The sequence below is a fragment of the Streptomyces sp. NPDC004788 genome (assembly GCF_053601115.1).
On record NZ_JBSGBF010000038.1, the window covers coordinates 43,329 to 69,538 of the forward strand.

General features: G+C 72.0%; 27 protein-coding genes and 1 pseudogene. 17 read left to right on the top strand and 11 right to left on the bottom strand.

Annotation, left to right across the window (positions count from 1 at the left end):
- The first annotated feature begins 221 nt into the window (after nucleotides 1-221).
- A complete protein-coding gene (locus ACWEJX_RS18780) occupies nucleotides 222-863 on the top strand; it encodes an IclR family transcriptional regulator (protein ID WP_403800816.1) in 642 nt (213 codons plus the stop codon).
- 46 nt (nucleotides 864-909) lie between these two features.
- Here the strand turns inward: ACWEJX_RS18780 and ACWEJX_RS18785 are convergent, their stop codons facing one another.
- Nucleotides 910-1,950, bottom strand: coding sequence for a winged helix-turn-helix domain-containing protein (locus ACWEJX_RS18785; RefSeq protein WP_451608545.1), 1,041 nt, complete (start codon nucleotides 1,948-1,950; stop codon nucleotides 910-912).
- A gap of 85 nt (nucleotides 1,951-2,035) precedes the next feature.
- Between ACWEJX_RS18785 and ACWEJX_RS18790 the strand changes: the two genes are divergently transcribed.
- Both ACWEJX_RS18790 and ACWEJX_RS18795 read left to right on the top strand, forming a co-directional pair.
- Entirely contained in the window at nucleotides 2,036-3,244 is a 1,209-nt protein-coding gene (locus ACWEJX_RS18790; protein WP_451608546.1) for an acetylhydrolase, read from the top strand.
- A 35-nt stretch (nucleotides 3,245-3,279) separates the two neighbouring features.
- The gene (locus ACWEJX_RS18795; RefSeq protein WP_451608547.1) at nucleotides 3,280-4,083 is read left to right on the top strand and encodes a S16 family serine protease; all 804 of its coding nucleotides are present in this window, start codon (nucleotides 3,280-3,282) and stop codon (nucleotides 4,081-4,083) included.
- Here ACWEJX_RS18795 and ACWEJX_RS18800 read toward each other — a convergent pair.
- The 4 genes from ACWEJX_RS18800 to ACWEJX_RS18815 all read right to left on the bottom strand — a co-directional run bounded on the left by ACWEJX_RS18800 (nucleotide 4,016) and on the right by ACWEJX_RS18815 (nucleotide 6,947).
- The gene (locus ACWEJX_RS18800) at nucleotides 4,016-5,335 is read right to left on the bottom strand and encodes an MFS transporter (RefSeq protein ID WP_451608565.1); all 1,320 of its coding nucleotides are present in this window, start codon (nucleotides 5,333-5,335) and stop codon (nucleotides 4,016-4,018) included. The genes ACWEJX_RS18795 and ACWEJX_RS18800 overlap by 68 nt on opposite strands.
- A 143-nt stretch (nucleotides 5,336-5,478) precedes the next feature.
- On the bottom strand, nucleotides 5,479-5,655 hold the full coding sequence (locus ACWEJX_RS18805) for a hypothetical protein (RefSeq protein WP_451608548.1): 177 nt from the start codon (nucleotides 5,653-5,655) through the stop codon (nucleotides 5,479-5,481).
- Nucleotides 5,656-5,700: 45 nt separating this feature from the next.
- On the bottom strand, nucleotides 5,701-6,324 hold the full coding sequence (locus ACWEJX_RS18810) for an ArsR/SmtB family transcription factor (protein WP_451608549.1): 624 nt from the start codon (nucleotides 6,322-6,324) through the stop codon (nucleotides 5,701-5,703).
- 143 nt (nucleotides 6,325-6,467) lie between these two features.
- Entirely contained in the window at nucleotides 6,468-6,947 is a 480-nt protein-coding gene (locus tag ACWEJX_RS18815; protein WP_389206670.1) for an Lrp/AsnC family transcriptional regulator, read from the bottom strand.
- Nucleotides 6,948-7,068: 121 nt separating this feature from the next.
- Between ACWEJX_RS18815 and hppD the strand changes: the two genes are divergently transcribed.
- On the top strand, nucleotides 7,069-8,214 hold the full coding sequence (gene hppD / locus ACWEJX_RS18820) for a 4-hydroxyphenylpyruvate dioxygenase (RefSeq protein ID WP_403800837.1): 1,146 nt from the start codon (nucleotides 7,069-7,071) through the stop codon (nucleotides 8,212-8,214).
- 125 nt (nucleotides 8,215-8,339) lie between these two features.
- On the opposite strand, the gene ACWEJX_RS18825 is transcribed toward hppD, so the two are convergent.
- Nucleotides 8,340-9,911, bottom strand: a complete 1,572-nt coding sequence (locus ACWEJX_RS18825; protein WP_451608550.1) for a hypothetical protein — start codon at nucleotides 9,909-9,911, stop codon at nucleotides 8,340-8,342.
- A 98-nt stretch (nucleotides 9,912-10,009) separates the two neighbouring features.
- Between ACWEJX_RS18825 and ACWEJX_RS18830 the strand changes: the two genes are divergently transcribed.
- The gene (locus tag ACWEJX_RS18830) at nucleotides 10,010-11,389 is read left to right on the top strand and encodes an FAD-binding oxidoreductase (RefSeq protein ID WP_451608551.1); all 1,380 of its coding nucleotides are present in this window, start codon (nucleotides 10,010-10,012) and stop codon (nucleotides 11,387-11,389) included.
- Between the two features lie 115 nt (nucleotides 11,390-11,504).
- On the opposite strand, the gene ACWEJX_RS18835 is transcribed toward ACWEJX_RS18830, so the two are convergent.
- Nucleotides 11,505-11,999: an SsgA family sporulation/cell division regulator gene (locus ACWEJX_RS18835; protein ID WP_451608552.1), complete on the bottom strand. Its 495-nt coding sequence runs from the start codon at nucleotides 11,997-11,999 to the stop codon at nucleotides 11,505-11,507.
- 320 nt (nucleotides 12,000-12,319) lie between these two features.
- Between ACWEJX_RS18835 and ACWEJX_RS18840 the strand changes: the two are divergent.
- From ACWEJX_RS18840 to ACWEJX_RS18850, 3 genes and pseudogenes are all read left to right on the top strand, one after another.
- Nucleotides 12,320-12,439: pseudogene (locus ACWEJX_RS18840) on the top strand (DUF2510 domain-containing protein); the annotation flags it as partial.
- A 1,017-nt stretch (nucleotides 12,440-13,456) separates the two neighbouring features.
- Nucleotides 13,457-14,362 carry an RDD family protein gene (locus ACWEJX_RS18845; protein WP_451608566.1) on the top strand — a complete coding sequence of 302 codons (906 nt, stop codon included), beginning with the start codon at nucleotides 13,457-13,459 and terminating at the stop codon, nucleotides 14,360-14,362.
- Nucleotides 14,363-14,437: 75 nt separating this feature from the next.
- Nucleotides 14,438-15,211: an RDD family protein gene (locus ACWEJX_RS18850; RefSeq protein ID WP_451608553.1), complete on the top strand. Its 774-nt coding sequence runs from the start codon at nucleotides 14,438-14,440 to the stop codon at nucleotides 15,209-15,211.
- 7 nt (nucleotides 15,212-15,218) lie between these two features.
- Here the strand turns inward: ACWEJX_RS18850 and ACWEJX_RS18855 are convergent, their stop codons facing one another.
- Complete coding sequence (locus ACWEJX_RS18855; RefSeq protein ID WP_451608554.1) at nucleotides 15,219-15,497, bottom strand: hypothetical protein; 279 nt, start codon at nucleotides 15,495-15,497, stop codon at nucleotides 15,219-15,221.
- Between the two features lie 388 nt (nucleotides 15,498-15,885).
- Between ACWEJX_RS18855 and ACWEJX_RS18860 the strand changes: the two genes are divergently transcribed.
- Together ACWEJX_RS18860 and ACWEJX_RS18865 are read left to right on the top strand one after the other, a co-directional pair.
- Nucleotides 15,886-18,309, top strand: a complete 2,424-nt coding sequence (locus ACWEJX_RS18860) for an immune inhibitor A domain-containing protein (RefSeq protein ID WP_451608555.1) — start codon at nucleotides 15,886-15,888, stop codon at nucleotides 18,307-18,309.
- Nucleotides 18,310-18,453: 144 nt separating this feature from the next.
- Nucleotides 18,454-18,786 carry a hypothetical protein gene (locus tag ACWEJX_RS18865; protein WP_451608556.1) on the top strand — a complete coding sequence of 111 codons (333 nt, stop codon included), beginning with the start codon at nucleotides 18,454-18,456 and terminating at the stop codon, nucleotides 18,784-18,786.
- Nucleotides 18,787-18,860: 74 nt separating this feature from the next.
- Here ACWEJX_RS18865 and ACWEJX_RS18870 read toward each other — a convergent pair whose 3' ends face one another.
- A complete protein-coding gene (locus ACWEJX_RS18870) occupies nucleotides 18,861-19,457 on the bottom strand; it encodes an isochorismatase family protein (protein WP_403800860.1) in 597 nt (198 codons plus the stop codon).
- Between the two features lie 112 nt (nucleotides 19,458-19,569).
- The gene (locus ACWEJX_RS18875; protein ID WP_451608557.1) at nucleotides 19,570-20,898 is read right to left on the bottom strand and encodes a nicotinate phosphoribosyltransferase; all 1,329 of its coding nucleotides are present in this window, start codon (nucleotides 20,896-20,898) and stop codon (nucleotides 19,570-19,572) included.
- Between the two features lie 122 nt (nucleotides 20,899-21,020).
- Between ACWEJX_RS18875 and clpS the strand changes: the two genes are divergently transcribed.
- The 7 genes from clpS to ACWEJX_RS18910 all read left to right on the top strand — a co-directional run bounded on the left by clpS (nucleotide 21,021) and on the right by ACWEJX_RS18910 (nucleotide 25,770).
- Complete coding sequence (gene clpS, locus ACWEJX_RS18880) at nucleotides 21,021-21,326, top strand: ATP-dependent Clp protease adapter ClpS (RefSeq protein ID WP_352080754.1); 306 nt, start codon at nucleotides 21,021-21,023, stop codon at nucleotides 21,324-21,326.
- Complete coding sequence (locus tag ACWEJX_RS18885; protein WP_451608558.1) at nucleotides 21,326-21,919, top strand: DUF2017 domain-containing protein; 594 nt, start codon at nucleotides 21,326-21,328, stop codon at nucleotides 21,917-21,919. Before clpS ends, ACWEJX_RS18885 begins: the two co-directional genes overlap by 1 nt.
- Nucleotides 21,920-22,236: 317 nt before the next feature.
- A complete protein-coding gene (locus ACWEJX_RS18890) occupies nucleotides 22,237-23,673 on the top strand; it encodes an amino acid permease (RefSeq protein WP_451608559.1) in 1,437 nt (478 codons plus the stop codon).
- A 76-nt stretch (nucleotides 23,674-23,749) separates the two neighbouring features.
- Nucleotides 23,750-24,175: a Mov34/MPN/PAD-1 family protein gene (locus ACWEJX_RS18895; protein WP_403800867.1), complete on the top strand. Its 426-nt coding sequence runs from the start codon at nucleotides 23,750-23,752 to the stop codon at nucleotides 24,173-24,175.
- A gap of 119 nt (nucleotides 24,176-24,294) precedes the next feature.
- Nucleotides 24,295-24,411: a putative leader peptide gene (locus tag ACWEJX_RS18900; protein WP_365756632.1), complete on the top strand. Its 117-nt coding sequence runs from the start codon at nucleotides 24,295-24,297 to the stop codon at nucleotides 24,409-24,411.
- Nucleotides 24,412-24,526: 115 nt separating this feature from the next.
- The gene (locus tag ACWEJX_RS18905) at nucleotides 24,527-24,805 is read left to right on the top strand and encodes a MoaD/ThiS family protein (protein ID WP_451608560.1); all 279 of its coding nucleotides are present in this window, start codon (nucleotides 24,527-24,529) and stop codon (nucleotides 24,803-24,805) included.
- A 14-nt stretch (nucleotides 24,806-24,819) separates the two neighbouring features.
- Nucleotides 24,820-25,770 carry a PLP-dependent cysteine synthase family protein gene (locus tag ACWEJX_RS18910; protein ID WP_451608561.1) on the top strand — a complete coding sequence of 317 codons (951 nt, stop codon included), beginning with the start codon at nucleotides 24,820-24,822 and terminating at the stop codon, nucleotides 25,768-25,770.
- 100 nt (nucleotides 25,771-25,870) lie between these two features.
- Here the strand turns inward: ACWEJX_RS18910 and ACWEJX_RS18915 are convergent.
- On the bottom strand, nucleotides 25,871-26,210 hold a 340-nt coding region (locus tag ACWEJX_RS18915; RefSeq protein WP_451608562.1), incomplete at its 5' end, for a type II toxin-antitoxin system PemK/MazF family toxin.

Genomic DNA, 26,210 nt, shown 5'->3' on the forward strand with positions numbered 1-26,210 from the left:
CCGTATCCGGTCGCACGCGCCCGGATTCTGGACGAGGTCTTCCGCTGAGCGGGACAGGTCGCTACTGTCCCGGCTCAAGCAAACGCCCCGTGGCAGCGCCGCCGCGGAGCGCAGCCGGTGTGCCCCGTCCTGCCGGCGGCCTCTGACGTGCGTCGCCGATGGGACCGGTGCCGCAGCTTTCGTACGAGTCCGCTGTCACTCACTCCGAAGGAGAGGGCGTCGTGACCGCGGAAACCTCCCAGACGCTCGACCGGGGACTTAAGGTCCTCAAACTGCTAGCCGACACCGACCACGGCCTGACCGTCACCGAGTTGTCCAACCGACTCGGTGTGAACCGGACCGTCGTCTACCGTCTGCTCGCCACGCTCGAACAGCATGCCCTCGTACGCCGCGACCTCGGCGGCCGCGCCAGGGTCGGCCTCGGCGTGCTGCGGCTCGGCCGGCAGGTCCACCCGCTCGTGCGGGAGGCCGCGCTGCCCGCGCTGCGCTCCCTCGCCGAGGACATCGGGGCGACCGCCCACCTCACCCTCGTCGACGGTGCCGAGGCGCTCGCGGTCGCCGTCGTCGAACCCACCTGGACCGACTACCACGTGGCCTACCGGGCCGGCTTCCGCCACCCGCTCGACCGCGGTGCCGCCGGCCGCGCCATACTCGCGGCCCGCGCCGGCGAACTCATCGAACCCGGCTTCACCCTCACCCACGGCGAGCTGGAAGCCGGCGCCAGCGGCGCAGCCGCGCCCCTCGTCGGCGTCACCGGCATAGAGGGCAGCGTCGGTGTGGTGATGCTCGCGGACGCGGTGCCGGAGCGGGTGGGACCGCGCGTCGTGGACGCGGCCCGGGAGGTCGCCGACGCGTTGCGCTAGGGCGCGCGGCTGCCAGGGCCACGGCCCAGGGGGCGCGGGTCCGGGTTCAGCGCGCCGCCATGTGGGGGTGTGCCCACCCTTCCACCCCTGCGGAACGCATGCCCACCACCAGGTCCGCGAGCGACGTCCGCTCGTGGGTCACCGACCTGCCCGTCCTCCTCGTCGTCACCAAGCCCGCCGCCCGCAGCGCCCCCGCGTGCGCTGATGCCGTCGCATTGCTCACCCCGAGTGCCCGTGCCAACGCCGACGTGGTGTGGGGCTCGGTGAGCAGGCGGAGGAGGTGCGCGCGGGTGCGGCCCAGGACGGCCGCCAGGGGCTCGTCCGGGTCGCCCTCGGCTTCCGGTACGGGCGGGAGGCCGGGGCCCGCCGGGTAGGTGAGGACCACGGGGCGGGCCGGGAGGTCCTGGAGGAGCGGGCCCGCCGGGTGGTGGAAGGTCGGGAGGAGGACCAGGCCCCGGCCCGCGAGGTGGACGTCGCGGGCCTGCGGGGGACCCTCCGGACGAAGTCCTGGGGAGGCCGGCCACTCCCAGACGGCACCGCTCAGCCGGGCGTCCGGCGCGAGAGCCGTCAGGGCGGCGGCCAGGCCGTGCTCGGCGACCGCGAGGGCGTGCCGGGCGAACTCCTCGCGGTGCAGGTCCTGGATCAGCGGCCAGACCGGGGCGAGCACCGTCTCGTACGCGGCCCGCTGGGCCCGGCGCACGGTCTGCCAGGACGCCTCCTCGCCCACGTACAGGCCCCGGACCCAGCGCGGTGCGGGCAGGGAGGCGGGCCCCGCCCCGTACACCCGCGCCAGCTCGGCGCGGACGACCTCCGGGCCCGTCGCGCGGATGAGGTCGAAGCTGTCGGCGAGGGTGTCGCCGAGGACGTCGAGGAAGGACGGCGGGCGGCCCGCCGGCACCAGGTCGGCGAGCGGTTCGGCGGCGGCCGGCAGGGTGCGCAGGACCCGGCCGCGCCAGCGGCCGAACAGCGGGTCCCGGCAGGGCGCGACGGCCGTCGCCAGGGCCGCGTGCAGTTCCTGGAGCGGGGCAGGGCGGGGCGCGAAGCGGACCCGGGCGAAGTCGTCCGCCGTGAAGTGGATGCGCAGCACCGGCACAACTCCCCGTCTTCCGCCAGCCTTTCGGGCAGGCCCTGAACCTTCGCGCCGCAAGGGGCACCGCTCCGACGATGCTTGCATGACTTCTCGACGCACGAACTCTCCAGGCACGAACTCTCGGCGTACGGCTTCTCGGCACACGACCTCCCGGCGCACCGTCCTCACCGGCGCCCTGCTCGGCACCGCCGCCGCCCTCCTGCCCGGGATCGCGCAGGCCGCCCCCGCGGTCCGGCTTCCCGCGCTCCGGCTGCCCGCGCCGACCGGCCCGCACCCCGTCGGCCTGCGCACCGTCCACCTCACCGACCCCTCGCGCACCGACCCGTGGGTCGGCGGCCCGCGCGAGGTGATGCTCACCGTCCTCCACCCGGCCCGCACCGTCCGCGGCTGCCCACGCGTCCCGCAGCTGAGCCCGGCCGCCGCCCAGGTCTTCGCCCAACTCGCGCCGCACGTCCACCCCGGCCTGCCCGAGGCGGGCGCGGTCGACTGGGGCGCCGTCCTCACCCACGGACACCTGGACGCGCCCCCGCTGCCGGGGCCCTGGCCCGTGCTGCTCTACAGCCCGGGCGGCGGCGACTCCCGCACCCTCGGCACCCATCTCGCCGAGGACCTGGCCAGTCACGGCCGGATCGTCGTCCTCGTCGACCACCCGGGCGACGCCAGCCAGGTGGAGCTGCCGAGCGGGATCCGGGTCACCGTGCTGCGCGGGGAACCGGACCCGGTGACCTTCCGCACCATGATCGACACCCGGGTCGCCGACCTCTGTCTCGTCCTCGACCACCTCCCCGGCCTCCTTCGCGACCACGTCCCCTGCCTCCTCGCCGGGCACCCCCCTCGCCGCTTCCCCGACGCCCGCGCCATCGGGATCTACGGGCACTCCGCCGGCGGCACCGCCGCCGTCCACACCGCCCTCCGCGACCGCCGCGTCCGCGCCGTCGCCGACCTGGAGGGCTATCTCGACCTGGACGACCTCGACCCCAAGGGCTCCCTCCACGACTTCGACCGGCCCCTGCTGCTCCTCCGCACCGACGGCTTCGACGGCGCCGCCCGCATCGAACGCTCCTGGGCCGGCCTCCCCGGCACCCGCGCCCTGCTGACGGGCGCCGACCACTGGGCGCTCACCGACTACGCGGCCCTGGTGCCCCAGCTCCAGAGCGCCGGTCTGGTGACCCCCGGCACCCGCGCCGCGCTCGTCGGCACCGCCGACCCGGCCGTGACCGTCGCGGCGCTACGCCACCGGGTCGGCGCCTTCTTCGCTCGCCGGCTGCCCCAGGCCCGCCCGGCGGCCTAGCGGGCCACCGGGCGGGCGCCCAGTAGATTGGGGGCGTGCTCTCCCGTCTCGCAGGTATCCCGCGCACCCGTGCCCTCGCGTTCTGTGCCGTGCCCGTCGTCGCGCTGCTCGCCGTCGCCGGGCTCGCGCCGCTGCCGTTCTCGATCGCGCAGCCCGGCACGACCGCCGACGTGCTCGGCAAGGACCAGGGCCGCGAGGTGATCACGGTCTCCGGCGCCCCGGTCCGGCCGACCGAGGGACAGCTGCGGATGACCACGATCCTGGCGACCGGCCCGTCCGCCTCCGTCGACCTCGGGGACGTGACCGACGCCTGGTTCCGCACCGACCGGGCCGTGCTGCCGAAGTCCTCCGTCTACCCGCCGGGGCAGTCCGACAAGGAGATCGAGCAGCACAACCTCGGCCAGATGAAGGAGTCGCAGGACGCGGCCACCCTCGCCGCCCTCGGCTATCTGAAGCTGGACCCGAAGACGGTGAAGGTGAACCTCCACCTCGCCGACGTCGGCGGCCCCAGCGCCGGACTGCTCTTCTCCCTCGGCATCGTCGACAAGATCAACGGTGACGGTGACGGCGGTGACCTCACCGGCGGCCGGACCGTGGCCGGTACGGGCACGATCGAGCCGGACGGGAAGGTCGGCGCCGTCGGCGGTGTGTCCCTGAAGACGCAGGCCGCCGCGCGCGACGGCGCCACCGTCTTCCTGGTGCCGAAGGACGAGTGCTCCCAGGCGCAGTCGGAGCTGCCGAAGGGGCTGCGGCTCGTCCCGGTCACCGCGCTCAGTGACGCGGTGTCGTCCCTGCGGGCTCTGGAGCAGGGCCAGGAGTCGAAGATCCCGAGCTGCTAGGGCCGGAAGCGCGCGCGGAGGCGGGGGCGGGGGCGGAGGCGCGCGCTGAGGCCGGGGCGTCCAGCTCGCGCCAGACCGGGAACAGCAGCGGCGACAGGGTGGCCAGGACGAACGCCCCGCCGACCGTGAGCAGCGCCCCCGTGATGCCCACGCTCTCGACCAGGAAGCCGGCGGCCAGCCCGCCGAGCGGGGTCGTGAGCAGCACGGCGGCCGTGCTGGCGCCGCCGACGCGGCTGCGCAGTTCCTCGGGCACCACCTCGTAGAAGGCCGTGGTGAGGATCGGGTTGAGCACCCCGGCGCCGAGCCCCCCGAGCACCGCCGCCACCACCATCGGCGCGACGGTGTCGGTGAACGCGGCCGTGATGATCGGCGCGCCGGATATCAGGAAACCCGCGGTGAAGACCGGGCGGCGCGGGAAGCGGTGGCCCAGCGCGCCATAGAGCAGCGCACCGGCGAGGGCACTGCCGCCGAAGACGGCGACCAGCAGGCCCTGCGCGGCCGAGCCGCCCAGTTCCTCGCGGGCGTGGATCGGCAGGAGCACCGCGCTCCAGCTCAGGGCGAGCCCGTTGGTGACCATCACCATCAGGTCGACGGCGAGCAGCAGCCGGGTGCGCAGCAGGAAGGAGTAGCCCTCGCGCAGGTCGGCGCGGTAGGCGGCGAGGTTCAACGCCGGTGCGCCGCGCAGGGGTTCGGCCGCCGGGACGCCGCGCAGGCCCGCCAGGACGAGCAGCGCGGAGACCAGGAAGGTGACGCCGTCCACGTACAGCACCGTGTCGGCGCCTATCAGCGCCACGAGCAGGCCGCCGACGGCGGCGCCGGTCATCCGCGCGCCGCGTGACACCGCGTCGTAGAGGCTGGCGGCGCGGGACAGCGGCGTGCCGGCGCGCTCGGCGAGGTCGGGGACGAGGACATGGCGGGCGGTCTCGCCGGGCGCGTGGAAGAGGCCGGTGACGCCCATCAGCGCGCACAGCATCCAGAACCGCAGCAGCCCGGCCCCGTTGAGCAGTGGAATGGCGGCGAGCGCGAGCGCGCAGACCAGGTCGGAGACGACGGAGACCCGGCGGCGGCCGATCCGGTCGAGCACGGGCCCGCCGGCGATCGCGGAGACGACGACGGGCACGGCGGCGCAGAAGGCGACGAGGCCGGCCTTGCCGGGGCTTCCCGTGGTCTCCAGGGCGAACCACGGGACGCCGATGAGGGTGAGCGAGTTGCCGCTGATGGAAATGGCGTTGGCGGTGAGGACGCTCGCCAGTGGAGTGCGTGAGCGGCTGTCTGTGCGGCTGTCTGTGCTGGTGTCTGTGCGGGTGTCTGTGCGGGTGCGTGAGCGCACGGTGGAGTCCCCCCGGTTTCGTTCGCTCGTTCGGCTCGTTCGGTCGTTCGGCTCGCTCGGCCAGGTCAGGCGGCGCGGACGGTTATGCCCTGCGGCTCGGCGACGGCGAGCCTGAGGCCGAACTCGACGAGCCTCCACCCCAGTTGGACGCGTACGGGAGTGGTCGGCGCGGCGGTGGCCGCGGACCGCTGGAGTTCGGTGGCGGTCAGGCGGTGCAGTGCGAGGTGGACGTCGGCGTGCATGGATGTGGCCTTTCCGGTCGTGGTGGCGGTCGGGCGGTCGGGCGGTCAGTTCGCGCCGTGCTGGGGGAAGGCGTGCAGGTGCATGCGGACCCGCTGGGCGTCGGCGGCGTCCGGGTCGGCGGCCGTGCTGTACTCGTTGATCAGGTCGTGGATCTTCTCGTTGAGCTCGCTCTGCCGCTCCGGGGTCAGGTGGAGCGTGAAGTCGCTCATGTCCGAGGCGCCCACCCAGATGTCGGCCCACTGGTGGCGGGTGCCGAGGTAGGTGTTCAGCTCCTGCGTGTGGATGTTCGCGATCTCGTGGAGATAGACCTCGATGGCGCCCTGGACCTCGGGGTCGGGGTTCTTGTACAGCGCCTCGTCGAAGCTCGTGCCGCCCGCCACCGCCTGCCACCAGCGCTCCCGCCCCTTGCCGCGGTCCGGGGCGTCCTCGATGAAGCCGTGGGCGGCGAGCTGGCGCAGGTGGTAGCTGGTGGCGCCGCTCGACTCGCCCAGCCGCTCGGCCAGTTGGGAGGCGGTGGCAGGGCCCTGGTGACGCAGGGCGCGCAGCAGTTGGATCCGCAGCGGGTGGGCGAGCCCGCGCAGGGAGCGCGGGTCCAGCACGCGGGGGCCGGGCTGCCGCTCTTCGTGTGCGGCTTCCTGTCCGGCTTCGGGTTCGGGCTTCTCGGGCATGACTCAACAGTAGAGTTGCAAAGAACCCTCTGCAAGGGTTTTTTGCAGAGACTTCTTTGTAACTCTCACGAGTGAGGGATGCGAGTGAGGATGCGAGTGAGGGATACGAGTGGGGATGCGAGTGGGGATGTGCGGGTGATGGCCTACCGCGGCGGCTGGTCCTCCGCCGCCTGTTCCACCAGCGGGATGATCCGCAGCGGGACCGGGTTCTCCATGACGATCGCCGTCGAGGCCCGGACGATGCCCTCGAAGCCGACCACGCGGTCGATCACCCGCTGGAGATCGGCGTTGGAGCGGGCCACGAGCCGGCACAGCATGTCCCCGTGTCCGGTCGTCGTGTGCAGCTCCAGGACCTCCGGCACGGTCGCCAGGTGCCCGCGCACGTCCGCACCCTGGCCCTGCTTGATCTCCAGGGTCGCGAAGGCCGTGACCGGATAGCCGAGGGCTGCCGGATCGACCTGGGGGCCGAAGCCGCGGATGACTCCGTTCGACTGGAGCCGGTCGAGCCGTGCCTGGACCGTGCCGCGCGCCACGCCGAGCCGGCGTGACGCCTCCAGGACCCCGATCCGGGGCTCCTGCGCGAGGAGGACGATGAGTCGTCCGTCCAGATGATCGATCGCCACGAAGGCCTCCCGATGGTCATCATGTACAAGTCGCCCGCTCATACTGGCCGGTCGCTGGGCAGATTGACCAGTGGAACAAGAAACTATTGCGCAGCCTGCAGACCGGCGGGACGCTCATCACATGACTGAGACCATCGATCACACCACTTCCACCGCGCGTGAGGCCGATCCCTTCCCGGTGAAGGGTATGGACGCGGTCGTCTTCGCCGTCGGCAACGCCAAGCAGGCCGCGCACTACTACTCCACGGCCTTCGGCATGAAGCTGGTCGCGTACTCCGGACCGGAGAACGGCAGCCGCGAGACCGCCAACTACGTCCTCACCAACGGCTCCGCCCGTTTCGTGTTCACCTCCGTCATCAAGGCCACCACCGAGTGGGGCCGCTTCATCGCCGACCACGTCACCGAGCACGGCGACGGCGTGATCGACCTGGCGATCGAGGTGCCGGACGCGCGCGCCGCCTACGCCCACGCCGTCGAGCAGGGCGCCACCGGCCTCGTCGAGCCGTACGAGCTCAAGGACGAGCACGGCACCGTCGTCCTCGCCGCCATCGCCACCTACGGCAAGACCCGCCACACCCTCGTCGACCGCTCCGGCTACGACGGCCCCTACCTCCCCGGTTACGTCGCCGCCCAGCCGATGGTCGAGCCGCCGGCCAAGCGGACCTTCCAGGCCATCGACCACTGCGTCGGCAACGTCGAGCTCGGCAAGATGAACGAGTGGGTCGGCTTCTACAACAAGGTCATGGGCTTCACGAACATGAAGGAGTTCGTGGGCGACGACATCGCGACCGAGTACTCGGCGCTGATGTCGAAGGTCGTCGCCGACGGCACCCTCAAGGTGAAGTTCCCGATCAACGAGCCGGCGATCGCGAAGAAGAAGTCGCAGATCGACGAGTACCTGGAGTTCTACGGCGGCCCCGGCGTCCAGCACATCGCCCTCGCCACCAACGACATCGTCGCCTCGGTGCGCGCGATGCGCGCCGCCGGCGTGCAGTTCCTGGACACCCCGGACTCGTACTACGACACGCTCGGCGAGTGGGTCGGTGACACCCGCGTCCCGATCGACACCCTGCGCGAGCTGAAGATCCTCGCCGACCGCGACGAGGACGGCTACCTGCTGCAGATCTTCACCAAGCCGGTCCAGGACCGCCCGACCGTCTTCTTCGAGATGATCGAGCGCCACGGCTCCATGGGCTTCGGCAAGGGCAACTTCAAGGCCCTGTTCGAGGCGATCGAGCGCGAGCAGGAGAAGCGCGGCAACCTCTGACGGCTGCCGCTTTCCAGCCACCTCGCACGGCAGGGGCCCGACCCGGTGACAGCACCGGGCCGGGCCCCTGCCACGCCCCGGGCGGGTACGGGGGGCCCGCCCGGGGCACCCACACCGCACCCCAGCTACATGCCGGGCTTCTTCGGGACTTCGGGCTTCCCGGGCCGCTCAGGCTTCCCGAGCCGGGTGCCCTTCTCCGGCTGCGCGTTCGTCTCTGGCTGGGCGTCCTTCTCCGGTGGCGCGTCCTTCTCCGGGCGCACGTCCCTGGGCAGCTCGTCCGGCGGGTCGCCGAGCGCCGCCAGAGCCTCCTTCGCGCGGGGCGCGAGCAGCGGCGAGAAGTACGGGTTGATCCGCAGCGCCTCCGCGAGATGGCGGCGGGCCGGGCCGTAGTCCTCCAGGGCCCGCTCGATCTCCCCGCGGTGGTAGGCGAACAGCGCGCTGCGCAGCCCCTCGTCGGTGGCCTTCTTCGCGTACGTCAGCGCCTCCTTCGGCTCGCCCGACCGGAAGAGCGCCCAGCCGAGGGCGTCCGCCACCTGTACGGAACGGTGCCCGCCCGCCCAGGCGGCCCGCAGCCGCCGTACCGCGTCCGCCGTCCGCGCCGCGTCGCCGTGGTCCGCTTCCAGCAGACCGAGCGTGACCTCCGCCCCGGGCCACGCTGCCGTCCGCAGCCGCTCGTACAGCGCCCGCGCGTCCCCGTCCAGGCCGAGCGACTCGTCCAGCTCGGCCGCCTCCAGGACGTACTCCGGCAGCGGCAGCCGCTCCAGCGCCGCCCGCCAGTCCCGTACCGCCTCCCGCGTCCGGCCGAGCGCCGCCTGCGCCCGCGCCCGGCCAGCGAGAGCGGGCCCGTGATCCTTTACGAGGCCGAGCGCGGCCGCGTACTGCGCGAGGGCCTCCTTCGGCTCGCCCCGCTCCCACGCCAGGTCGCCGGCCCCGGACAGCGCCGCCGCCTTCTCCGGGGCCGTCTCCGCCAGCGCCACCGCGTCCAGGGCCGCCGCGCCCGCGTCCTCGCGCCAGCCGAGGTTGCGGTAGAGCTGTGCCGAACGCGCGCTGACCGCCGAGCCCGAGTGCAGCTCGGTCAGCGTCTCGGTCGCCTTCTGGGCCGCCGCGTAGTCGCCGAGACCGTCGTACGCGTCGATGAGGACCGGGTACGCGGCCCAGCGCTTCGGGTCCGCCTTCCGGGCCCGCTCGCCCCACTCCTTGCCCGACTTCCAGTCGCCGCGCGCGTTCGCGAGGGCCGCCATGCCGACCTGCGCGTCCAGGTTCCCGGAGTTCCCGGCGTTCCCGGTGTTCCCGGTGTTCCCGGTGTTCCCGGTGTTCCCGGTGTTCCCGGCGGTCCCATTGGTCCCGGCGCTCTTCGTCCTCAGGGAGCGCTCCAGGGCCCGCTCGGCCCGCGGCAGGTCCGCCGGATCCGCGCGCCGCAGCCCCCGCTCCGTATAGGCCGTGCCGAGCAGCGCCCATGACGCCGCGTCATCCGGATGGGCCCGCAGCCACGTCTCCCGGTCGCCGATCAGCGCGACCAGGTCGGGCAGCGCCGCCTGGGCCCCCGCGTTCGCCGCGTGTGTCGCGCGCTCGGCGGCCCCGGGCGGCCGCTCCGGGGTCCGGCCGACCAGCTCGGGCACGTACAGCAGCGCCGTCGCCGCGAGCACCGCGCCCACGCCGGAGGCGAGGACCGTCCGCGACACGTTCTCGGGTCTCATGGCGCACACTGTGCGCCCGTACAACGCTGTACGAAGAGCACACGAGCCACCGGCGACGGCGGGTTCACACCGATGGCCCCGGGTGCCAGGCTGGACGTATGGACGATCTTCACGAGAGGCTCCACGAACTGCTCCTGGCCGGACTCCCCGCCGAGGCCGTGCTCACCGACCCCGACGTCACCGCCTCCTACGCCAATGACATGGCGAGCTTCTGTACGGCCGGCACCCCCGCGGCCGTCGTGCTCCCGCGCACCGTCGAACAGGTCCAGCACGTGATGCGCACCGCGACCGAACTGCGCGTCCCCGTCGTCCCGCAAGGCGCCCGCACCGGTCTGTCCGGCGCCGCCAACGCCTCCGACGGCTGCATCGTGCTCTCGCTCGTCAGGATGGACCGCATCCTGGAGATCGACCCGGTCGACCGGATCGCCGTCGTCGAACCGGGCGTCGTCAACGCCGTGCTGTCGCGGGCCGTCGCCGAACACGGCCTCTCCTACCCGCCCGACCCCTCCAGCTGGGAGACGTGCACCATCGGCGGCAACATCGGCACGGCCTCCGGCGGGCTGTGCTGCGTGAAGTACGGGGTCACCGCCGAGTACGTGCTCGGTCTCGACGTCGTCCTCGCGGACGGGCGGCTGCTGCGCACCGGCCGGCGCACGGCGAAGGGCGTCGCCGGATACGACCTGACCCGGCTCTTCGTCGGCTCCGAGGGCAGCCTCGGCGTCGTCGTCGGGGCCGTGCTCGCGCTCAAGCCGCAGCCGCCGGCCCAGCTCGCGCTCGCCGCCGAGTTCCCGTCGGCGGAGGCGGCCTGCGCGGCCGTCTGCACGATCATGGAGCGCGGCCACACCCCGTCGCTCCTCGAACTGATGGACGGCACCACCGTCCGGGCCGTCAACAAGCTCGCCCACATGGGCCTGCCCGACACCACCGAGGCGCTGCTCCTGTGCGCCTTCGACACCCCGGATCCGGCCGCCGACCTGGCCGCGGTGGGGGAGCTGTGCCGGGCCGCGGGCGCGACGGAGGTCGTGCCGGCGGACTCCGTCGCCGAGTCCGAACTCCTCCTGCAGGCCCGGCGCCTCTCGCTCACCGCCCTGGAGACCATCAAGCCGGCGACGATGATCGACGACGTGTGCGTGCCGCGCACGAAGCTCGCCGCGATGCTCACGGGCACGGCGGCGATCGCCGAGAAGTACGGGCTGACCATCGGCGTCTGCGCGCACGCCGGCGACGGCAACACCCATCCCGTCGTCTGCTTCGACCACGACGACGAGGACGAGTCGCGGCGGGCGCGGGAGTCCTTCGACGAGATCATGGCGCTCGGCCTCGAACTCGGCGGCACGATCACCGGCGAGCACGGGGTGGGCGTGCTGAAGAAGGAGTGGCTGGCGCGGGAGCTCGGGCCGGTGGGCGTGGAGTTGCAGCGTGGGATCAAGAAGACGTTCGACCCGCTGGGCCTGCTGAACCCGGGCAAGCTTTTCTGAGGCTTCCGCCGGGTCCTCCGCCGGGGCTTCCGCCGGGTCCTCCGTCGACGCTTCCGCCGGGTCCGTCTTCGAGTCCGTCTTCGAGTCCTCTTCTACGGGGTCCACGGGCCGCGGCTCACAGGTCGCCGTCCGCGGACTCGTCCGACGGCCACGGGTCGCGCAGCCACAGCTCGTCCGCCAGGACGGTGGTGGCGAACAGCTCGGCCAGACCGTCGTCGATGCCGAGCTGCTCGGTCTCGGTGCCCGGCGGCACCACGCGCAGGGTCCGCTCCAGCCACGCGGAAACCTGCGCGGACGGGGCCTCCAGGAGGGCGTCGCCGTCGGGGGAGGACAGGGCCATCAGGATGACGTTCCGCCCGTCTACCTTCGTCGGCCAGATCCGCACGTCCCCGTGCCCGCACGCCCGGAACACGCCCTCCACGAGCAGTTCGCGCGCGAACGTCCAGTTGACCGGGTGGTCCGAGCCGACGTGGAAGGTGATGTGGACGGCGTACGGGTCGTCGGTGCGGTAGGCGAGGCGGGCGGGGACGGCGACGGAGCGCTCGGGGGACAGGACGAGCTTGAGCTCGAGCTCGCGCTCCACGACGTTGTTGTTGTCGGTGTTCTGCATGGCGGGTGGCCTCTCTGGGTGGGGCCCATGGGTGGGCCTTCACTGGGAGAGAGGGGCGTCGGGCGGATCCATTACGCGACTACGGAAAAGTTTCTGGGAAATTTTCTGGAGCGGGTCCGGCGTGAGTGCGGGGCCGGTCTACGGGGGTAGGCGGGGGCCCGAGGATCACTCTGGGTGACGTTTTCGTGAGGGTGTCCCCCGAAGGCGGGCTTTCTGGTGGGCTCCTTGTCCCAGCGGGGTCGTTCTTCGTTACTGTCCTCCCTGGGCCGCGGGCGCGGTCCGAGCGGATCAAGGCGTTGTGACGGAACGGAGTCGGGGCAGTGGCTACTCCTCCAGGAGGCGGCGGAGACGTACCGCAGGCGGGCTACTACCCGGACCCGTCCATTCCGGGGTACATCCGCTTCTGGAACGGCAACGCGTGGGTCCCCGGCACCAGCCGGCCGGCCCCCAAGGAGGGCGAAGCCCTCCCCGGCGCGCCCCGTTCCGCCGCCGCCCAGCCGGCCCCCTCGGTCGAGGAAACGGGCCCCATGTTCCTGGACGAGGCCCCCGCGGCCTCGGCCTGGCAGGCCTCCACCTCCCAGCAGACGGGCTTCGGCGGCGAGCGCGACCAACGCGTCTCCTGGGGACGCCCGGACGCGACGGACCCGCGCTCGGCGAGCACGGGGTGGCCCGCGGCCGGCGGCGGGGGCGGACAGCAGGCCGCGCCCGCCGACACCGACGCGGCACACCCGGCGGTGCCGGGCCAGGCGGCCGGCGCTGCGCCTGCCTGGCCCGCCGCCGGTGGGTCGACTGACACCCGATCGGGTGCTTCTGCTGACGCTGCTTCGGCTTGGCCCGCGGCCGACGCGCAGACCGGCGCGGGCGCGCCTTCCGGTGACCCTACGCCCGGCGGCGCTGCCGCCACCGGCGCGGCCGGGTCCCCTGCTTGGCCTGCCGCCGGGAGCGGCGCCGAGCCGGCAACCGCCGGCACGGGCGGCGCTCGTGGGGCGGGCTCGGTCCACGGGGCCGGGGTCGGGGCCGGGGCCGGGGCCGGGACGCCTTCGGACGGTCGTACGCCCAGCGGTGCCGCCACCGGCGCGGCCGCGCCGGGGCAGGGGTCCGGAGGGTCCCCTGCTTGGCCTGCGCCCGGCGCCGGCACCGACGGCGCGCGTGGTGCGACTCCCCCCGGTGGGCAGGCCTCAGGCCGCGCCGTCACCGGTTCCGCGGCCCCGGAGCCGTCCGCCGGTGCCGGCTCGGCGGCGGTACGGGGCGACTCCGCCGACTTCGGCGGCCGGGGGCCCGGTGCGGCCTCCGCAGCCGGCAACGGCGTCCAGGGCTCCGACGACACCCCGGCCGTGACACCGGGAGGCCCCGCGGCCGAAGGCGCGGCCTCCGGGCCTGGCCGAGGCAGTGGGCCGGGGCACCCCGCGGCCTGGTCCGGCACCGCCTCGCCGCGCTCCGAGGCGAACGCCGCCCCGGTGGCGCCCTCCTGGCCCTCCGTCGGCTCGCAGCCCGCGGCCCCCGCCGCCGCGTCCGCGCGGCTCGGCGGGATGCCCATAAACCCGGCCACTTCCCCGCAGGGCGCGGTCTCGCAGGGCGCGGCCCTGCCGGCCGCCGCGTCCCACGGCGCGGCCCCGCACTCCGCCGCCCCGCAGGCGGCAGCCCCCCACGGCGCTGCTCCACAGTCCGCCGCCTCGCAAGGGGCAGCCCCGCACGGCGCGGCCCTGCCGGCCGCCGCCTCCCACGGCGCCGCCCCGCAGTCCGCCGCCCCGCACGCCGCCCCCGCCCCCTGGGCCCCCCAAGGCCAGTCCGGCCCAGCTCCCGACTCCGCCGCGCCCCCCGTCGTCCCCTGGAAGCCTCCCGTCGACGACGTCTTCACCTCCGCCGCTCGCGAGCAGGCCGCCGCGCGGCCGGCCGGGATGGGGCGGCGGTTGCTGGCACGGATCATCGACGGGGCGGTCTTCGGCGCGGCCGTTGGGGCCGTGGCGTATCCCTTCGTCAGTGCGGCGCTCGCGCACATCGAGGAGAAGATCGAGGCGGCGCGGCAGTCCGGGGTGACCGTGCAGGTGTGGCTGGTCGACTCGACGACGGCGGTGCAGTTCGGGATCGTGCTGGCCGCGTTCTTCGTGCTCGGGGTCGTGTACGAGGTGGTGCCGACCGCCAAGTGGGGGCGCACGCTGGGGAAGAAGGTGTGCGGGATCCAGGTGCGGGACATCGAGGCGCACGAGCCGCCCACGTTCGGGGCCGCGCTGCGGCGGTGGCTGGTGTACGGGGTGCTCGGGCTGCTCGGCGTCGGGGTGCTGAATGTGCTGTGGTGCCTGTTCGACCGGCCGTGGCGGCAGTGCTGGCACGACAAGGCGGCCGGGACCTTCGTGGCCCGGTAGCCGCCGCCCGGGCACCGTCCCCCGAACGGGCGGCGATTCCTTGCGGGGGCCATGGGGGCGGGATGCACTGCCCCCATGAGCAACGATCAGCCGCCGCCTCCGCCCCCGGGCCCGCCGCCCGAGGACGACCCGTTCAGCAAGCGGCCCTCGGGGCCGCCAGGTCCACCGTCCGGCGGTCCACCGTCCGGCGGTCCACCGTCCGGCGGTCCACCGTCCGGCGGTCCACCGCCGCCCGGCCCCCCACCCGGCGGTCCACCGCCCGGCGGCTCGCCCCCGCCCGGCAACCCGTACGACAACATGCCGCCGCCCCCGCCCCCGCCCCCGTACGGCGGAGACGGCGGTTACGGTTACGGCGGCCCGGACCCGCTCGCCGGCATGCCCCCGCTCGCCGACTCCGGGCGCCGGATCGTCGCCCGGATCATCGACTGGCTGATCATCGCCGTGCCGCTCGCGATCATCGGCATCCCGTTCGACGTCTACAAGCGCGCCGCGAACAACGACAACTTCGACGCCACCGTCAACAGCCTCAACGGGGGCGGCCAGTTGGCGTTCCAGCTGCTCACGATCGTCGCGTACGTCGCGTACGACACGGTCATGATCGCGACGCAGCGCGGTCAGACCCTCGGCAAGAAGTGGATGAAGCTGCGCGTCGCGATGCTCAACGACGGGTCGACGCCGCCGATGAGCACCTCGCTCGTCCGCGCGCTCGTGCTCTGGCTGCCCGCGCTGATCTGCTGCGCCTGCCTGTGGCCGCTGCTCCTGCTCATCCTGATCCTCGTGGACAAGCCGTACAAGCAGGGACTGCACGACAAGGCCGCCAAGACGGTCGTCGTGTCCGTACCGCAGTAGTCCCGGACTACGAACCGATCCGGGTGTCCGCCCCCGCGCCCACCGGTGCGGCGGGCACCCGGATCTCCTCGTGCGGGGATCCGGCCGCGTCGGGAGACTTGACGGCGCGCGCCCGTACCGGCATCGTCACCGCCACCAGCAGTCCCAACATCAGCCCCGCGGCGCAGATCGCCGCGATGCCGAGCGTCGTGGTCGTGCCGGAGAGCAGCAGCAGGGCGGCCGTCGACAGCACGACGGTGGCCGAACCGTAGGCGACCTGGGTGACGTTCACGACGTTCGGGCGCATGACGGGTACCGTCCCTCGGAGCGAGCGTGGCAACGGACGACTCTATGACGGTGGATGCCCGAGCGGAACCGTAAGTAAGCGTGACCTAACCCACGGGCCGCGCGAGCCGGTGCACAGGGGGCGCAGGGGCGCACGGCCCAGCGCCGGTCCTGGCATGCGCCCCTGCCGCGCCCGCCCTGGCCCTCGTCCGCGCTCACCCCGAGTTCGTTCGACGTTCGACTATCGGAAATCCACTCCCGCATAGTGCAGTTGGCCTGTTCAAGTCAAGATCTGTCTTTTCTGCTTCAACTCCGGTCGAATGTCGTCACTTGTGACGCGCGCTTCCGCCCGGGCGGACACCCCACATAGATCCGCCGGTGTCGAGCGCGCCCTGGGGAGGACGAAACAAGTGACCAACAAGCGACGGGCGATCAGCGCGTCCGCCGTCGTCGTGGTGCTCGCGGCCACCGCCGCAACCGCCTCGACGTTCGGCACCGCCTGGGCCGACTCGCACACCTCGGAGCCGGCGGCCAGCGCCGCGGCCCGGGCCAACGCGATCGACAAGACCGCGGTCGACCACGACCTCGACGGTCCGTTCAGCAAGCAGCAGGAGCAGGCTCGCAAGGCCGCCGTGGAGCAGGTGCTCAAGGGCGAGACCAAGGTCGAGAAGCGCAACGGCTCCCAGGTCGTGAAGCTCGACAACAAGAAGTACGTCGAGCTCGGCCGTGAGAAGACCGACAAGATCTTCACGATCCTCGTCGAGTTCGGCGACAAGGTGGACAACACCACCCTGGTCGACCGCAAGGACGACGACACCACCGACCTCAAGCCGAAGTACGGTGGCGAGCCCGGCCCGCTGCACAACAAGATCGCCCAGCCCGACCGTGCGAAGGACAACTCGACGGCCTGGCAGGCGGACTACAACCAGCAGCACTTCCAGGACCTGTACTTCGGCACCGGCAAGGACAAGGCCGGCAAGCCGAAGCACTCCATGAGGACCTTCTACGAGCGCACCTCCTCCGGCCGTTACTCGGTCGACGGCGAGGTCTCGGACTGGGTCAAGGTCCCGTACAACGAGGCCCGCTACGGCTCCAACTACTGCGGCCAGACCAACTGCGCCAACGTGTGGGACACCGTCCGCGACGGCGTCAACGCCTGGGTCGCCGACCAGAAGGCCAAGGGCAAGACGGACGCCGAGATCAAGGCGGACCTGTCGAAGTACGACCAGTGGGACCGTTACGACCACGACGGCGACGGCAACTTCAACGAGCCCGACGGCTACATCGACCACTTCCAGATCGTCCACGCGGGCGAGGACGAGTCGGCCGGCGGCGGCGTCCAGGGCAAGAACGCCCTGTGGGCCCACCGCTGGTACGCCTACGGCACCGACGCCGGCAAGACCGGCCCGGCCGACAACAAGGCCGGCGGCACGCAGATCGGTGACACCGGCATCTGGGTCGGCGACTACACGATGCAGCCGGAGAACGGCGGCCTCGGCGTCTTCGCCCACGAGTACGGCCACGACCTCGGTCTGCCGGACCACTACGACACCTCCGGTGGCGGCGACAACTCGACCGGCTTCTGGGACCTGATGTCGTCCGGTTCCTGGCTCGGCACCGGCAAGGACTCCATCGGCGACATGCCCGGCGACATGAGCGCCTGGGACAAGCTGCAGCTCGGCTGGCTGAACTACGCCAAGGTCAACGACTGGCAGCGCGCCACCAAGACCAAGTTCAAGCTGGGTGTCTCGGAGTACAACACCAAGAACCCGCAGGCGCTCCTCGTCGAGCTGCCGAAGAGCAAGGTCTCCACCGAGGTCGTGGCCCCCGCCGAGGGCGCCACCCAGTGGTGGAGCAACATGGGTGACGACCTCAAGAACACCCTCACCCGTGACGTCGACCTGACCGGCAAGTCGAAGGCCCAGCTGGACCTGCAGGGCTGGTACGACATCGAGCAGGACTACGACTTCCTGTACGCCGAGGTCTCCACCGACGGCGGCGCCAACTGGACAGCCCTCGACGGCACGGCCGACGGCGTGGCCCTGCAGAAGGACGCCTCCGGCGCCCCGGCGCTGACCGGTGCCTCCGGCGCGTACAAGAAGCTCTCGTACAACCTGGACGCCTACGCGGGCAAGAAGTTCCAGCTCCGCTTCCGCTACCAGACGGACGGCGGCGCGGGCGGCAAGGGCTTCACCGCCGACGCCATCACGCTGACCGCCGACGGTGCCGCCGTCTTCTCGGACAACGCCGAGAACGGTGACAACGGCTGGGTCGCCAAGGGCTTCTCGCGCATCGGCAAGGGCTTCACGAAGGAGTACGAGCAGTACTACATCGCGGAGAACCGCCAGTACACCTCGTACGACCAGACCCTCAAGGTCGGCCCGTACAACTTCGGCTTCACCGGTGACAAGGCGAGCTGGGTCGAGCACTACCCGTACCAGAACGGTCTGCTGATCTGGAAGTGGGACCTGTCCCAGAAGGACAACAACACCTCCCAGCACCCGGGCAAGGGCCTCGTCCTCCCGATCGACTCGCACCCGAGCCCGCTGAAGTGGGGCGACGGCACCCTGATGCGCACCCGCGTCCAGTCGTACGACTCCCCGTTCAGCATCTCCGGCACGGACGGCTTCCAGCTGCACAAGCTGGGCAACGCGACCTGGGTCCCGTCCCAGGCCGGCAACCCGGTCTTCGACGACCACAAGGGTGTCTACTGGTCCCCCGAGACCCCGCTGGCCAGTGTCCAGGTAACTGACACCAACACCCAGATCCGTGTCCTCAAGGAGGCCAAGGACGGCTCCACGGTCACGGTCCAGGTTGGCCCGTCGGTGAAGTAACAACGAATTCTCCTGCATAACCGCAGGTCAGAGCATGATCGGCCGTCGCCCCCTAGCGGGCGGCGGCCGATCGTGTTTAGGTGCGTCTACGGCTCATGGCCGCCCGACCTTATTGACAGTAGTTCCACGGGGGAGTGGTTTCGCATGCCCAACGGAGGGTTCTGCAGACTGCCGGGAGGCAGCGTCGTCGTCGCCATCGGACTGCCCAGCCCGGCCGGCGACGGCGCCACCGTCCGCTTCCTGGTGCACGCGGCGAACCGTGCCCGCGCCCTGACCCGGCTGCGGAACCTGGGGCTGCGCGCCGTCTACCTCCGCGGCAACGCCGAGCCGCCCACACCGGACGAGATAACGGCCGTGCTGCACCACCCGGACGGCCTGCTCTGGCGGATAGACGCCCAGGAGCTGTGGCACCCGGTACGGTCCCTGCCGAAGGCCCCGGTGGCGGAAGAGCCCGGAGGCCTGAGCCCCGCCGCCTGAGCCCGCCCCTGAGCCCCGCCGCCTGAGCCCCGCCGCCTGAGGCGCTGTGAGCGCCTACGCGGGCCTGCGCGCGCCTACGACCGGGCGACGACCGGGTTGCCGGTCAGCGCCACGCCCGCCTGCCGCAGCTCCTCCATGGCCCGGTCCGTGGTCTCCTGCGCCACCGCGGCCGTCAGGTCGAGCAGCACCCGGGTGTGGAAGCCCTCGCGGGCCGCGTCCAGGGCCGTGGCGCGCACGCAGTGGTCGGTGGCGATGCCGACGACGTCGACCTCGGTCACGTTGCGGGCGCGCAGCCAGTCGGCGAGCGTGCTGCCGTTCTCGTCGCGCCCCTCGAAGCCGCTGTACGCGGCCTCGTAGGCGCCCTTGTCGAAGACCGCGGCGATCGCGCCGCTGGCGACGGCGGGCGCGAAGTTCGGGTGGAAGCCGACGCCCTCGGTGCCGGCCACGCAGTGCCGCGGCCACGAGGTGAGGTAGTCAGGCTCGTCGGAGAAGTGGGCGCCCGGCTCGACGTGGTGGTCGCGGGTGGCGACGACGTGCTGGTACGCGGCCCCCGCCGTCTCCCCGACCAGCTCGGTGATGGCGGCGGCGACGTCCGCGCCGCCGGCCACCGCGAGGCTGCCGCCCTCGCAGAAGTCGTTCTGAACGTCCACAACGATCAATGCGCGGTGCATGGCGGGTGTCCTTAGCGAGGCGTCGGCGGGGTGGTCCTGGGAATGGGGTCGAGCCTAGAGACTTCCCCCTCCCTTAGGGAGGGGGCGCTCTGAGGCATTGCGCGTGCCTTGCTCAGGCGTACTCGGTCGGCAGCACCGGCTCGCCGCGCGACAGCTGCATCGCCGACAGCGGCAGGGACGCCCGCGCCGCGATGTGGCGGGCGCGGGCCGCCTCCAGGGGCTCGCGGGCCACCACGTCGCCGCCCTTGACCAGCTCGACCAGGAGCTGGCGGTCGACGAGCTCCGGCGGGACCGGGCCGGTGCCGATCACCTCGGTCTCGGCGACGCCCTCGGCGTCCGTGCGGCGCGCGGCCCACTTGCGGCCGCCGACCGACGCCTTGCCGCCCAGCGACTTCTTCGCGACCGGGACCAGCGGGGCCTTCGGGTCGGCCGAGGAGGCCCGGGCGACCAGCTTGTAGACCATCGAGCAGGTGGGGTGGCCGCTGCCGGTGACGAGCTGGGTGCCGACCCCGTACGCGTCCACCGGAGCGGCCGCGAGCGAGGCGATGGCGTACTCGTCGAGGTCGGAGGTGACCACGATCTTGGTGTCCCGCGCGCCCAGCTCGTCCAGCTGTGCCCGTACCCGGTGCGCGACGAGCAGCAGGTCGCCGGAGTCGATCCGGACGGCGCCGAGCCCGGTGCCGGCCACCTCGACCGCGGTACGGACGGCCTCGGTGACGTCGTAGGTGTCGACGAGCAGGGTCGTACCGCTGCCGAGCGAGTCGATCTGCGCGCGGAAGGCGTCGCGCTCGGTGTCGTGGAGCAGGGTGAAGGCGTGCGCGGAGGTGCCCACGGTCGGGATGCCGTAGCGGAAGCCGGCGGCGAGGTCGGAGGTGGAGTCGAAGCCGCCCACGTAGGCGGCGCGCGAGGAGGCCACGGCGGCCAGCTCGTGGGTGCGGCGGGCGCCCATCTCGATGAGCCGCCGGCCGCCGGCGGCGACCGACATGCGCGAGGCGGCGGCCGCGATGGCGGAGTCGTGGTTGAGGATCGAGAGGATCACGGTCTCCAGGAGCACGCACTCGGCGAAGGTGCCCTCGACGCGCAGGAGCGGCGAGCCGGGGAAGTACACCTCGCCCTCGGGGTAGCCCCAGATGTCGCCGGAGAAGCGGTAGCGGGAGAGCCATTCGAGGGTCGGCTCGTCGACGATGTTCCGCTCGCGCAGGAAGCCGAGCACGCCCGCGTCGAAGCGGAAGTTCTCGACGGCGTCCAGGACCCGCCCGATGCCCGCCACCACGCCGTAGCGCCGCCCCTCGGGCAGTCGGCGGGTGAAGACCTCGAAGACGGACCTGCGGTCCGCGGTGCCGGCCCTGAGGGCCGCCTGCAGCATGGTCAGCTCGTACTGGTCGGTGAAGAGCGCGGTCGACGGCACGTCCACCGGCAGCCCAAGGTCCGCAGCGTTCATGTGATGATGCTAGCGCAGTATTCGTCAGATTGACGAATACTGCGCGAACGGCGTGCGAAGGTTGCGGCCGAGCGGGGGGTCGGTTTGTGCGGCGCCCCCTCTCAAGTGGCAGCATGGGCTAAGTGAGCGTTGCGCCTATCGAGATCGAACGGACCGAATCGGCCGAGGAGGTCTCCGCCGTCGTCGAACCCGACGTGCCCTGGGTGACCCTCGTCCACAACGACCCGGTCAACCTGATGAGCTATGTCACCTACGTCTTCCAGGCGTACTTCGGCTACTCCAAGGACAAGGCGCACAAGCTGATGCTCGACGTGCACAACAAGGGCCGCGCGGTGGTCTCCAGCGGCACCCGCGAGGAGATGGAACGGGACGTGCAGGCGATGCACGGCTACGGCCTGTGGGCGACCCTCTCGCAGGACCGCGGCTGATGGCGGGGCGTTTCGAGGCGCTGCCCGGCGGCGGCGCGGCCGTCGCGCTCGACGAGGTCGAGGTCTCCATCCTGCGCTCGCTCGCGGTCCAGCTCATGGAGCTGATCGGCCCGGGCGACGAGCCGGTCGCGGGCGAGGACCCGCTGGCCGCGCTGTTCGCCGAGGGCCCGAGCGAGCCGCCGTCCGACCCGGCCCTGCGCCGGCTCTTCCCCGACGCGTACGGGGACGACACCGACGAGCTGCGCCAGGCCGCCGCGGACTTCCGCCGGTTCACCGAGAACGACCTGCGGGCCCGCAAGCGCGACGACGCCCTGACCATGGTCCGCAGCCTCGACTCGCTCGCCTCCGACTCGGCGGCGGCCGGCGAGGGCGGCGGCGGGATCCTCAAGCTCACCGTCGACGAGTCCCGTGCCTGGCTCGGCGCGCTCAACGACCTGCGGCTGACCATCGGCACCCGGCTGGAGGTCACGGAGGACGACGAGAGCGAGCGGCTGTACCGGCTGCCGGACGAGGACCCGCGCAAGCCGATGGTGATGGCGTACCTGTGGCTGGGCGGGCTGCAGGAGACGCTCGTCGAGACGCTGCTGCCCTGACGGAACCGGGCGTTCGCTCAGCGGACGCTCAAATCCGGATAACGAATACGTTATCCAACTGCCTCTCCTGTCATCTTGAATCCCTTCTGTCCGGATTTTTTTGTGGTGCGCGTCACGCCCATACCGACCGATCACGGTTAAGCGCGTGATAAATCTTCACGACCGCCCGGGGACGCCACCCCTGTCCCCGGGGGCGCTTTGACCGGCTGACCGCCGGTAGCACTCCATTCCACATCCGGGGGGATCAGGACCTGATCCGCAGCACAGACGGCCGAGCCGGCCGGTGCGCGGATCAGCATGGAGAAAGGCGCACCACCATGACCTCAGTGCAGGTCGATCAGCAGCACGACGGCAATGAGGCCGCGGACTCCGCTCCGGCCGAGGGTTATCACCGGGCACTCGGCGCCCGTCAGATCCAGATGATCGCGATCGGCGGCGCCATCGGCACCGGTCTCTTCCTGGGCGCGGGCAAGGGCATCTCCATCGCGGGACCGAGCCTGATCCTCGCGTACGCCACCGCGGGCCTCGTCATCTTCTTCATCATGCGGGCGCTCGGCGAGCTCCTCATGTACCGCCCCGTGTCCGGCTCCTTCTCGGAGTACGCACGCGAGTTCATCGGCCCCTTCGCGGGCTTCGTGACCGGCTGGACGTACTGGCTCTTCTGGGTCGTCACCGGCATCACCGAGGTCACCGCCGCGGCCACCTACATGACGTACTGGTGGGACATCCCGCAGTGGCTGTCCGCCCTCGTCTTCACCGTCATCCTCTACGCCGCCAACCTGATCTCCGTGAAGCTCTTCGGCGAGCTGGAGTTCTGGTTCTCGATGGTCAAGGTCACCGCGATCGTCGGCATGATCCTGATCTGCGCCGGCATCCTCACCCTGGGCTTCTCGGACGCCGGTGACACCGCGTCCCTCACCCACCTGTGGGACCTGGGCGGCTTCTTCGCCGGCAAGAACGGCATCTTCTCGACCCTGATGACCCTGCAGATGGTCATGTTCGCCTTCCTCGCCGTCGAGCTGGTCGGCGTCACCGCGGGCGAGTCCAAGGACCCGAAGACCGTCCTGCCGAAGGCCATCAACACCGTGCCGTGGCGCATCGCCGTCTTCTACGTCGGCGCGCTGATCATGATCCTGTCGGTCGTCCCGTGGACCGCGTTCCACCCGGGCGTCTCCCCGTTCGTCGAGGCGTTCGAGCGGATGGGCCTCGGCATCGGCGCCGCGATCGTCAACTTCGTCGTCCTGACGGCCGCGCTCTCCTCCTGCAACTCGGGCATGTACTCCACCGGCCGCATGCTGCGCGACCTCGCGCTCAACGGCCAGGGCCCGAAGGTCTTCACGAAGCTGACGAAGTCCGGCACCCCGCTGGTCGGCACCACCGTCTCGGCCGCGCTGATGCTGGTCGGCGTCGGGATCAACTACCAGTGGCCCGGCGAGGCGTTCAACTACGTCGTCTCCTTCGCCACCATCTCCGGCATGTGGGCCTGGATCGTCATCCTCGTCTGCCAGATCCGCTACCGCCTCAAGGCCGACCGCGGCGAGCTGCCCCAGTCCTCCTTCAAGGCCCCGGGCGGCATCTGGTTCAGCGTCTTCTCGCTCGCCTTCATCGGCATGGTCATCGTGACGATGGGCATGGACAAGGACAACCGGGTCGCCCTGTACGGCGCACCGGTGTGGGGCCTGATCCTCGCGGTCTCGTACCTGGCGCTGAAGGCCCGCAACCCCGAGGGCGCCGCCTTCGCCAAGCGGTCCTGACCAGCACTTTCTCAGCATTCGGGCCGTCTCGTACCAAACCTCGGTACGGGGCGGCCCGTCTGCTTATCCTGTCGGCATGCTGACCATCACCCGAGCCCTGTACGACCAGATCGTGGAACACTCCCGCGCGGACCACCCCGACGAGGCATGCGGCGTGGTCGCGGGACCGGTCGGCGAGGGCCGCCCCGAGCGCTTCATCCCGATGCTGAACGCGGCGCGCTCGCCCACGTTCTACGAGTTCGACTCCGCCGACCTGCTCAAGCTGTACCGCGAGATGGACGACCGGGACGAGGAGCCCGTGATCATCTACCACTCGCACACCGCGACCGAGGCGTACCCGTCCCGTACGGACATCTCGTACGCCAACGAGCCGGGCGCCCACTACGTCCTCGTCTCCACGGCCGACACCGACGGCGCGGGCCCCTTCCAGTTCCGCTCGTACACGATCGTCGACGGCGTCGTCGAGGAGGAAGAGGTCAAGGTCGTCGAGGCGTACGAGTGATCGCACGGCACTGAGCGCGGGCCCGGGCCCTGCCGGGCCCGTCCGTCAGGCGAACGCGATCTGTCCGTAATGTGAGATCACATTCCGGAACCCGGACCGGGAATCGATACGATGAGCGCATGGTTTCCCACGACGTGAGCGAAGAGACGCCGGGCACGCCCCTGCTCGTGGCGCGGCTGCACGTCGACCTGTGCCGCCTCGCCAGCGCGATGTGTCCGCCGCGCGCTGCGCTCTGAACCACCTGCCGTCAGGCCCGAGCGCACCCGAACTCCGAGTACGTCCGAGTACGACCCCCCCGCGCGGGGGCCAGAGCCGCGCGCCCTACCGCCCCTTCCGACAGGAGCCCACGACATGGCCATCGAGGTCCGCATCCCGACCATCCTCCGCACCTACACCGACGGCGCCAAGGCCGTCGAGGGCAGCGGTGACACCCTCGCCGAGCTCTTCGCCGACCTGGAGTCCCGCCACGCCGGGATCGAGGCCCGCATCGTCGACGGCGGCAAGCTGCGCCGCTTCGTCAATGTCTACCTGAACGACGAGGACGTCCGCTTCCTCGACGGCATCGAGACCAAGCTCGCCGACGGCGACAACGTGACGATCCTGCCGGCCGTCGCCGGCGGCATGGTCTGAGCGGCCTGATCCCGATGCGTTACGACTCTCCGCTGGCGGCGGTCGGCAACACGCCGCTGGTCCGACTGCCCCGGCTCTCACCGTCGGACGACGTCCGCATCTGGGCCAAGCTGGAGGACCGCAACCCCACCGGCTCGGTCAAGGACCGCCCCGCGCTCCACATGATCGAGCAGGCGGAGAAGGACGGCCGGCTCACCCCCGGCTGCACGATCCTGGAGCCCACCAGCGGCAACACCGGCATCTCGCTCGCCATGGCGGCCAAGCTCAAGGGCTACCGCATCGTGTGCGTCATGCCGGAGAACACCAGCGAGGAGCGCCGCCAGCTGCTCGCCATGTGGGGCGCCGAGATCATCTCCTCGCCGGCCGCGGGCGGCTCCAACACCGCCGTCCGCGTCGCCAAGGAGCTGGCGGCGGAGCACCCCGACTGGGTGATGCTCTACCAGTACGGCAACCCGGACAACGCGGGCGCCCACTACGCCACCACCGGCCCCGAGATCCTCGCCGACCTGCCCTCCGTCACGCACTTCGTGGCGGGCCTCGGCACCACCGGCACGCTCATGGGCGTCGGCCGCTACCTGCGCGAGCACAAGCCCGACGTCAGGATCGTCGCCGCCGAGCCGCGCTACGACGACCTCGTCTACGGCCTGCGCAACCTCGACGAGGGCTTCGTCCCCGAGCTCTACGACGCCTCCGTCCTCACCACCCGCTTCTCCGTCGGCTCCGCCGACGCCGTCACCCGCACCCGCGAACTCCTCCAGCAGGAGGGCATCTTCGCCGGCGTCTCCACCGGCGCCGCCCTGCACGCGGCAATCGGTGTCGGGAAGAAGGCCGTCAAGGCCGGCGAGAGCGCCGACATCGTCTTCGTGGTCGCCGACGGCGGCTGGAAGTACCTCTCGACAGGCCTCTACACCGCCGCGACGACCGAAGAGGCGATCGCCACGGTGCAGGACCAGCTCTGGGCGTAGCCCGAGCCCGCACACGTACGAGGCCCGGGGGCCGAAAGCCCCCGGGCCTCGTGGTGTCCGGCCCCGCGTGCCGCCCCGGGCGGCGCGGCCGTCCCCGCGCTCACCGCGCCAGATGCCGCACCTGGTCCCACACCACCGGGTCCGCCGTCCCCACCCGCCGGCGGAAACCCCACACCGGGACGTCGCGCAGCTCGTCCGTCTCCAGGAAGCTCGGGCGGCCCTGGGCGTCGCCCACCGAGCCCGGCGGCAGGGCGATGACGCCCGGGCGTTCGTCGTGGTACTTGCTGGTGATCTTGACGACGAGCGCGGTGTCGTGGCGCAGGGCGAGGACCAGACAGGGACGGTCCTTCGCGCCGGGCCCGTCCTCGTACGGGACCTCCGCCCACCAGATCTCACCCGCGCGCGGCAGCCGCGCCGGCGCCTGCACGCGCCCGGCGGGC

Bases quoted from the DNA above. Each gene is read 5' to 3' on its own strand.
- ACWEJX_RS18905 (WP_451608560.1), top strand. From the start codon at position 24,527: ATGGCCATCGAGGTCCGCATCCCGACCATCCTCCGCACCTACACCGAC.
- ACWEJX_RS18895 (WP_403800867.1), top strand. From the start codon at position 23,750: ATGCTGACCATCACCCGAGCCCTGTACGACCAGATCGTGGAACACTCC.
- ACWEJX_RS18830 (WP_451608551.1), top strand. From the start codon at position 10,010: ATGGACGATCTTCACGAGAGGCTCCACGAACTGCTCCTGGCCGGACTC.
- ACWEJX_RS18870 (WP_403800860.1), bottom strand. From the start codon at position 19,457: ATGCACCGCGCATTGATCGTTGTGGACGTTCAGAACGACTTCTGCGAG.
- ACWEJX_RS18805 (WP_451608548.1), bottom strand. From the start codon at position 5,655: ATGCACGCCGACGTCCACCTCGCACTGCACCGCCTGACCGCCACCGAA.
- ACWEJX_RS18890 (WP_451608559.1), top strand. From the start codon at position 22,237: ATGACCTCAGTGCAGGTCGATCAGCAGCACGACGGCAATGAGGCCGCG.
- ACWEJX_RS18790 (WP_451608546.1), top strand. From the start codon at position 2,036: ATGACTTCTCGACGCACGAACTCTCCAGGCACGAACTCTCGGCGTACG.
- ACWEJX_RS18825 (WP_451608550.1), bottom strand. From the start codon at position 9,911: ATGAGACCCGAGAACGTGTCGCGGACGGTCCTCGCCTCCGGCGTGGGC.
- ACWEJX_RS18875 (WP_451608557.1), bottom strand. From the start codon at position 20,898: ATGAACGCTGCGGACCTTGGGCTGCCGGTGGACGTGCCGTCGACCGCG.
- ACWEJX_RS18855 (WP_451608554.1), bottom strand. From the start codon at position 15,497: ATGCGCCCGAACGTCGTGAACGTCACCCAGGTCGCCTACGGTTCGGCC.
- ACWEJX_RS18835 (WP_451608552.1), bottom strand. From the start codon at position 11,999: ATGCAGAACACCGACAACAACAACGTCGTGGAGCGCGAGCTCGAGCTC.
- ACWEJX_RS18865 (WP_451608556.1), top strand. From the start codon at position 18,454: ATGCCCAACGGAGGGTTCTGCAGACTGCCGGGAGGCAGCGTCGTCGTC.
- ACWEJX_RS18910 (WP_451608561.1), top strand. From the start codon at position 24,820: ATGCGTTACGACTCTCCGCTGGCGGCGGTCGGCAACACGCCGCTGGTC.
- ACWEJX_RS18885 (WP_451608558.1), top strand. From the start codon at position 21,326: ATGGCGGGGCGTTTCGAGGCGCTGCCCGGCGGCGGCGCGGCCGTCGCG.
- ACWEJX_RS18900 (WP_365756632.1), top strand. From the start codon at position 24,295: ATGGTTTCCCACGACGTGAGCGAAGAGACGCCGGGCACGCCCCTGCTC.
- hppD (WP_403800837.1), top strand. From the start codon at position 7,069: ATGACTGAGACCATCGATCACACCACTTCCACCGCGCGTGAGGCCGAT.
- ACWEJX_RS18850 (WP_451608553.1), top strand. From the start codon at position 14,438: ATGAGCAACGATCAGCCGCCGCCTCCGCCCCCGGGCCCGCCGCCCGAG.
- ACWEJX_RS18810 (WP_451608549.1), bottom strand. From the start codon at position 6,324: ATGCCCGAGAAGCCCGAACCCGAAGCCGGACAGGAAGCCGCACACGAA.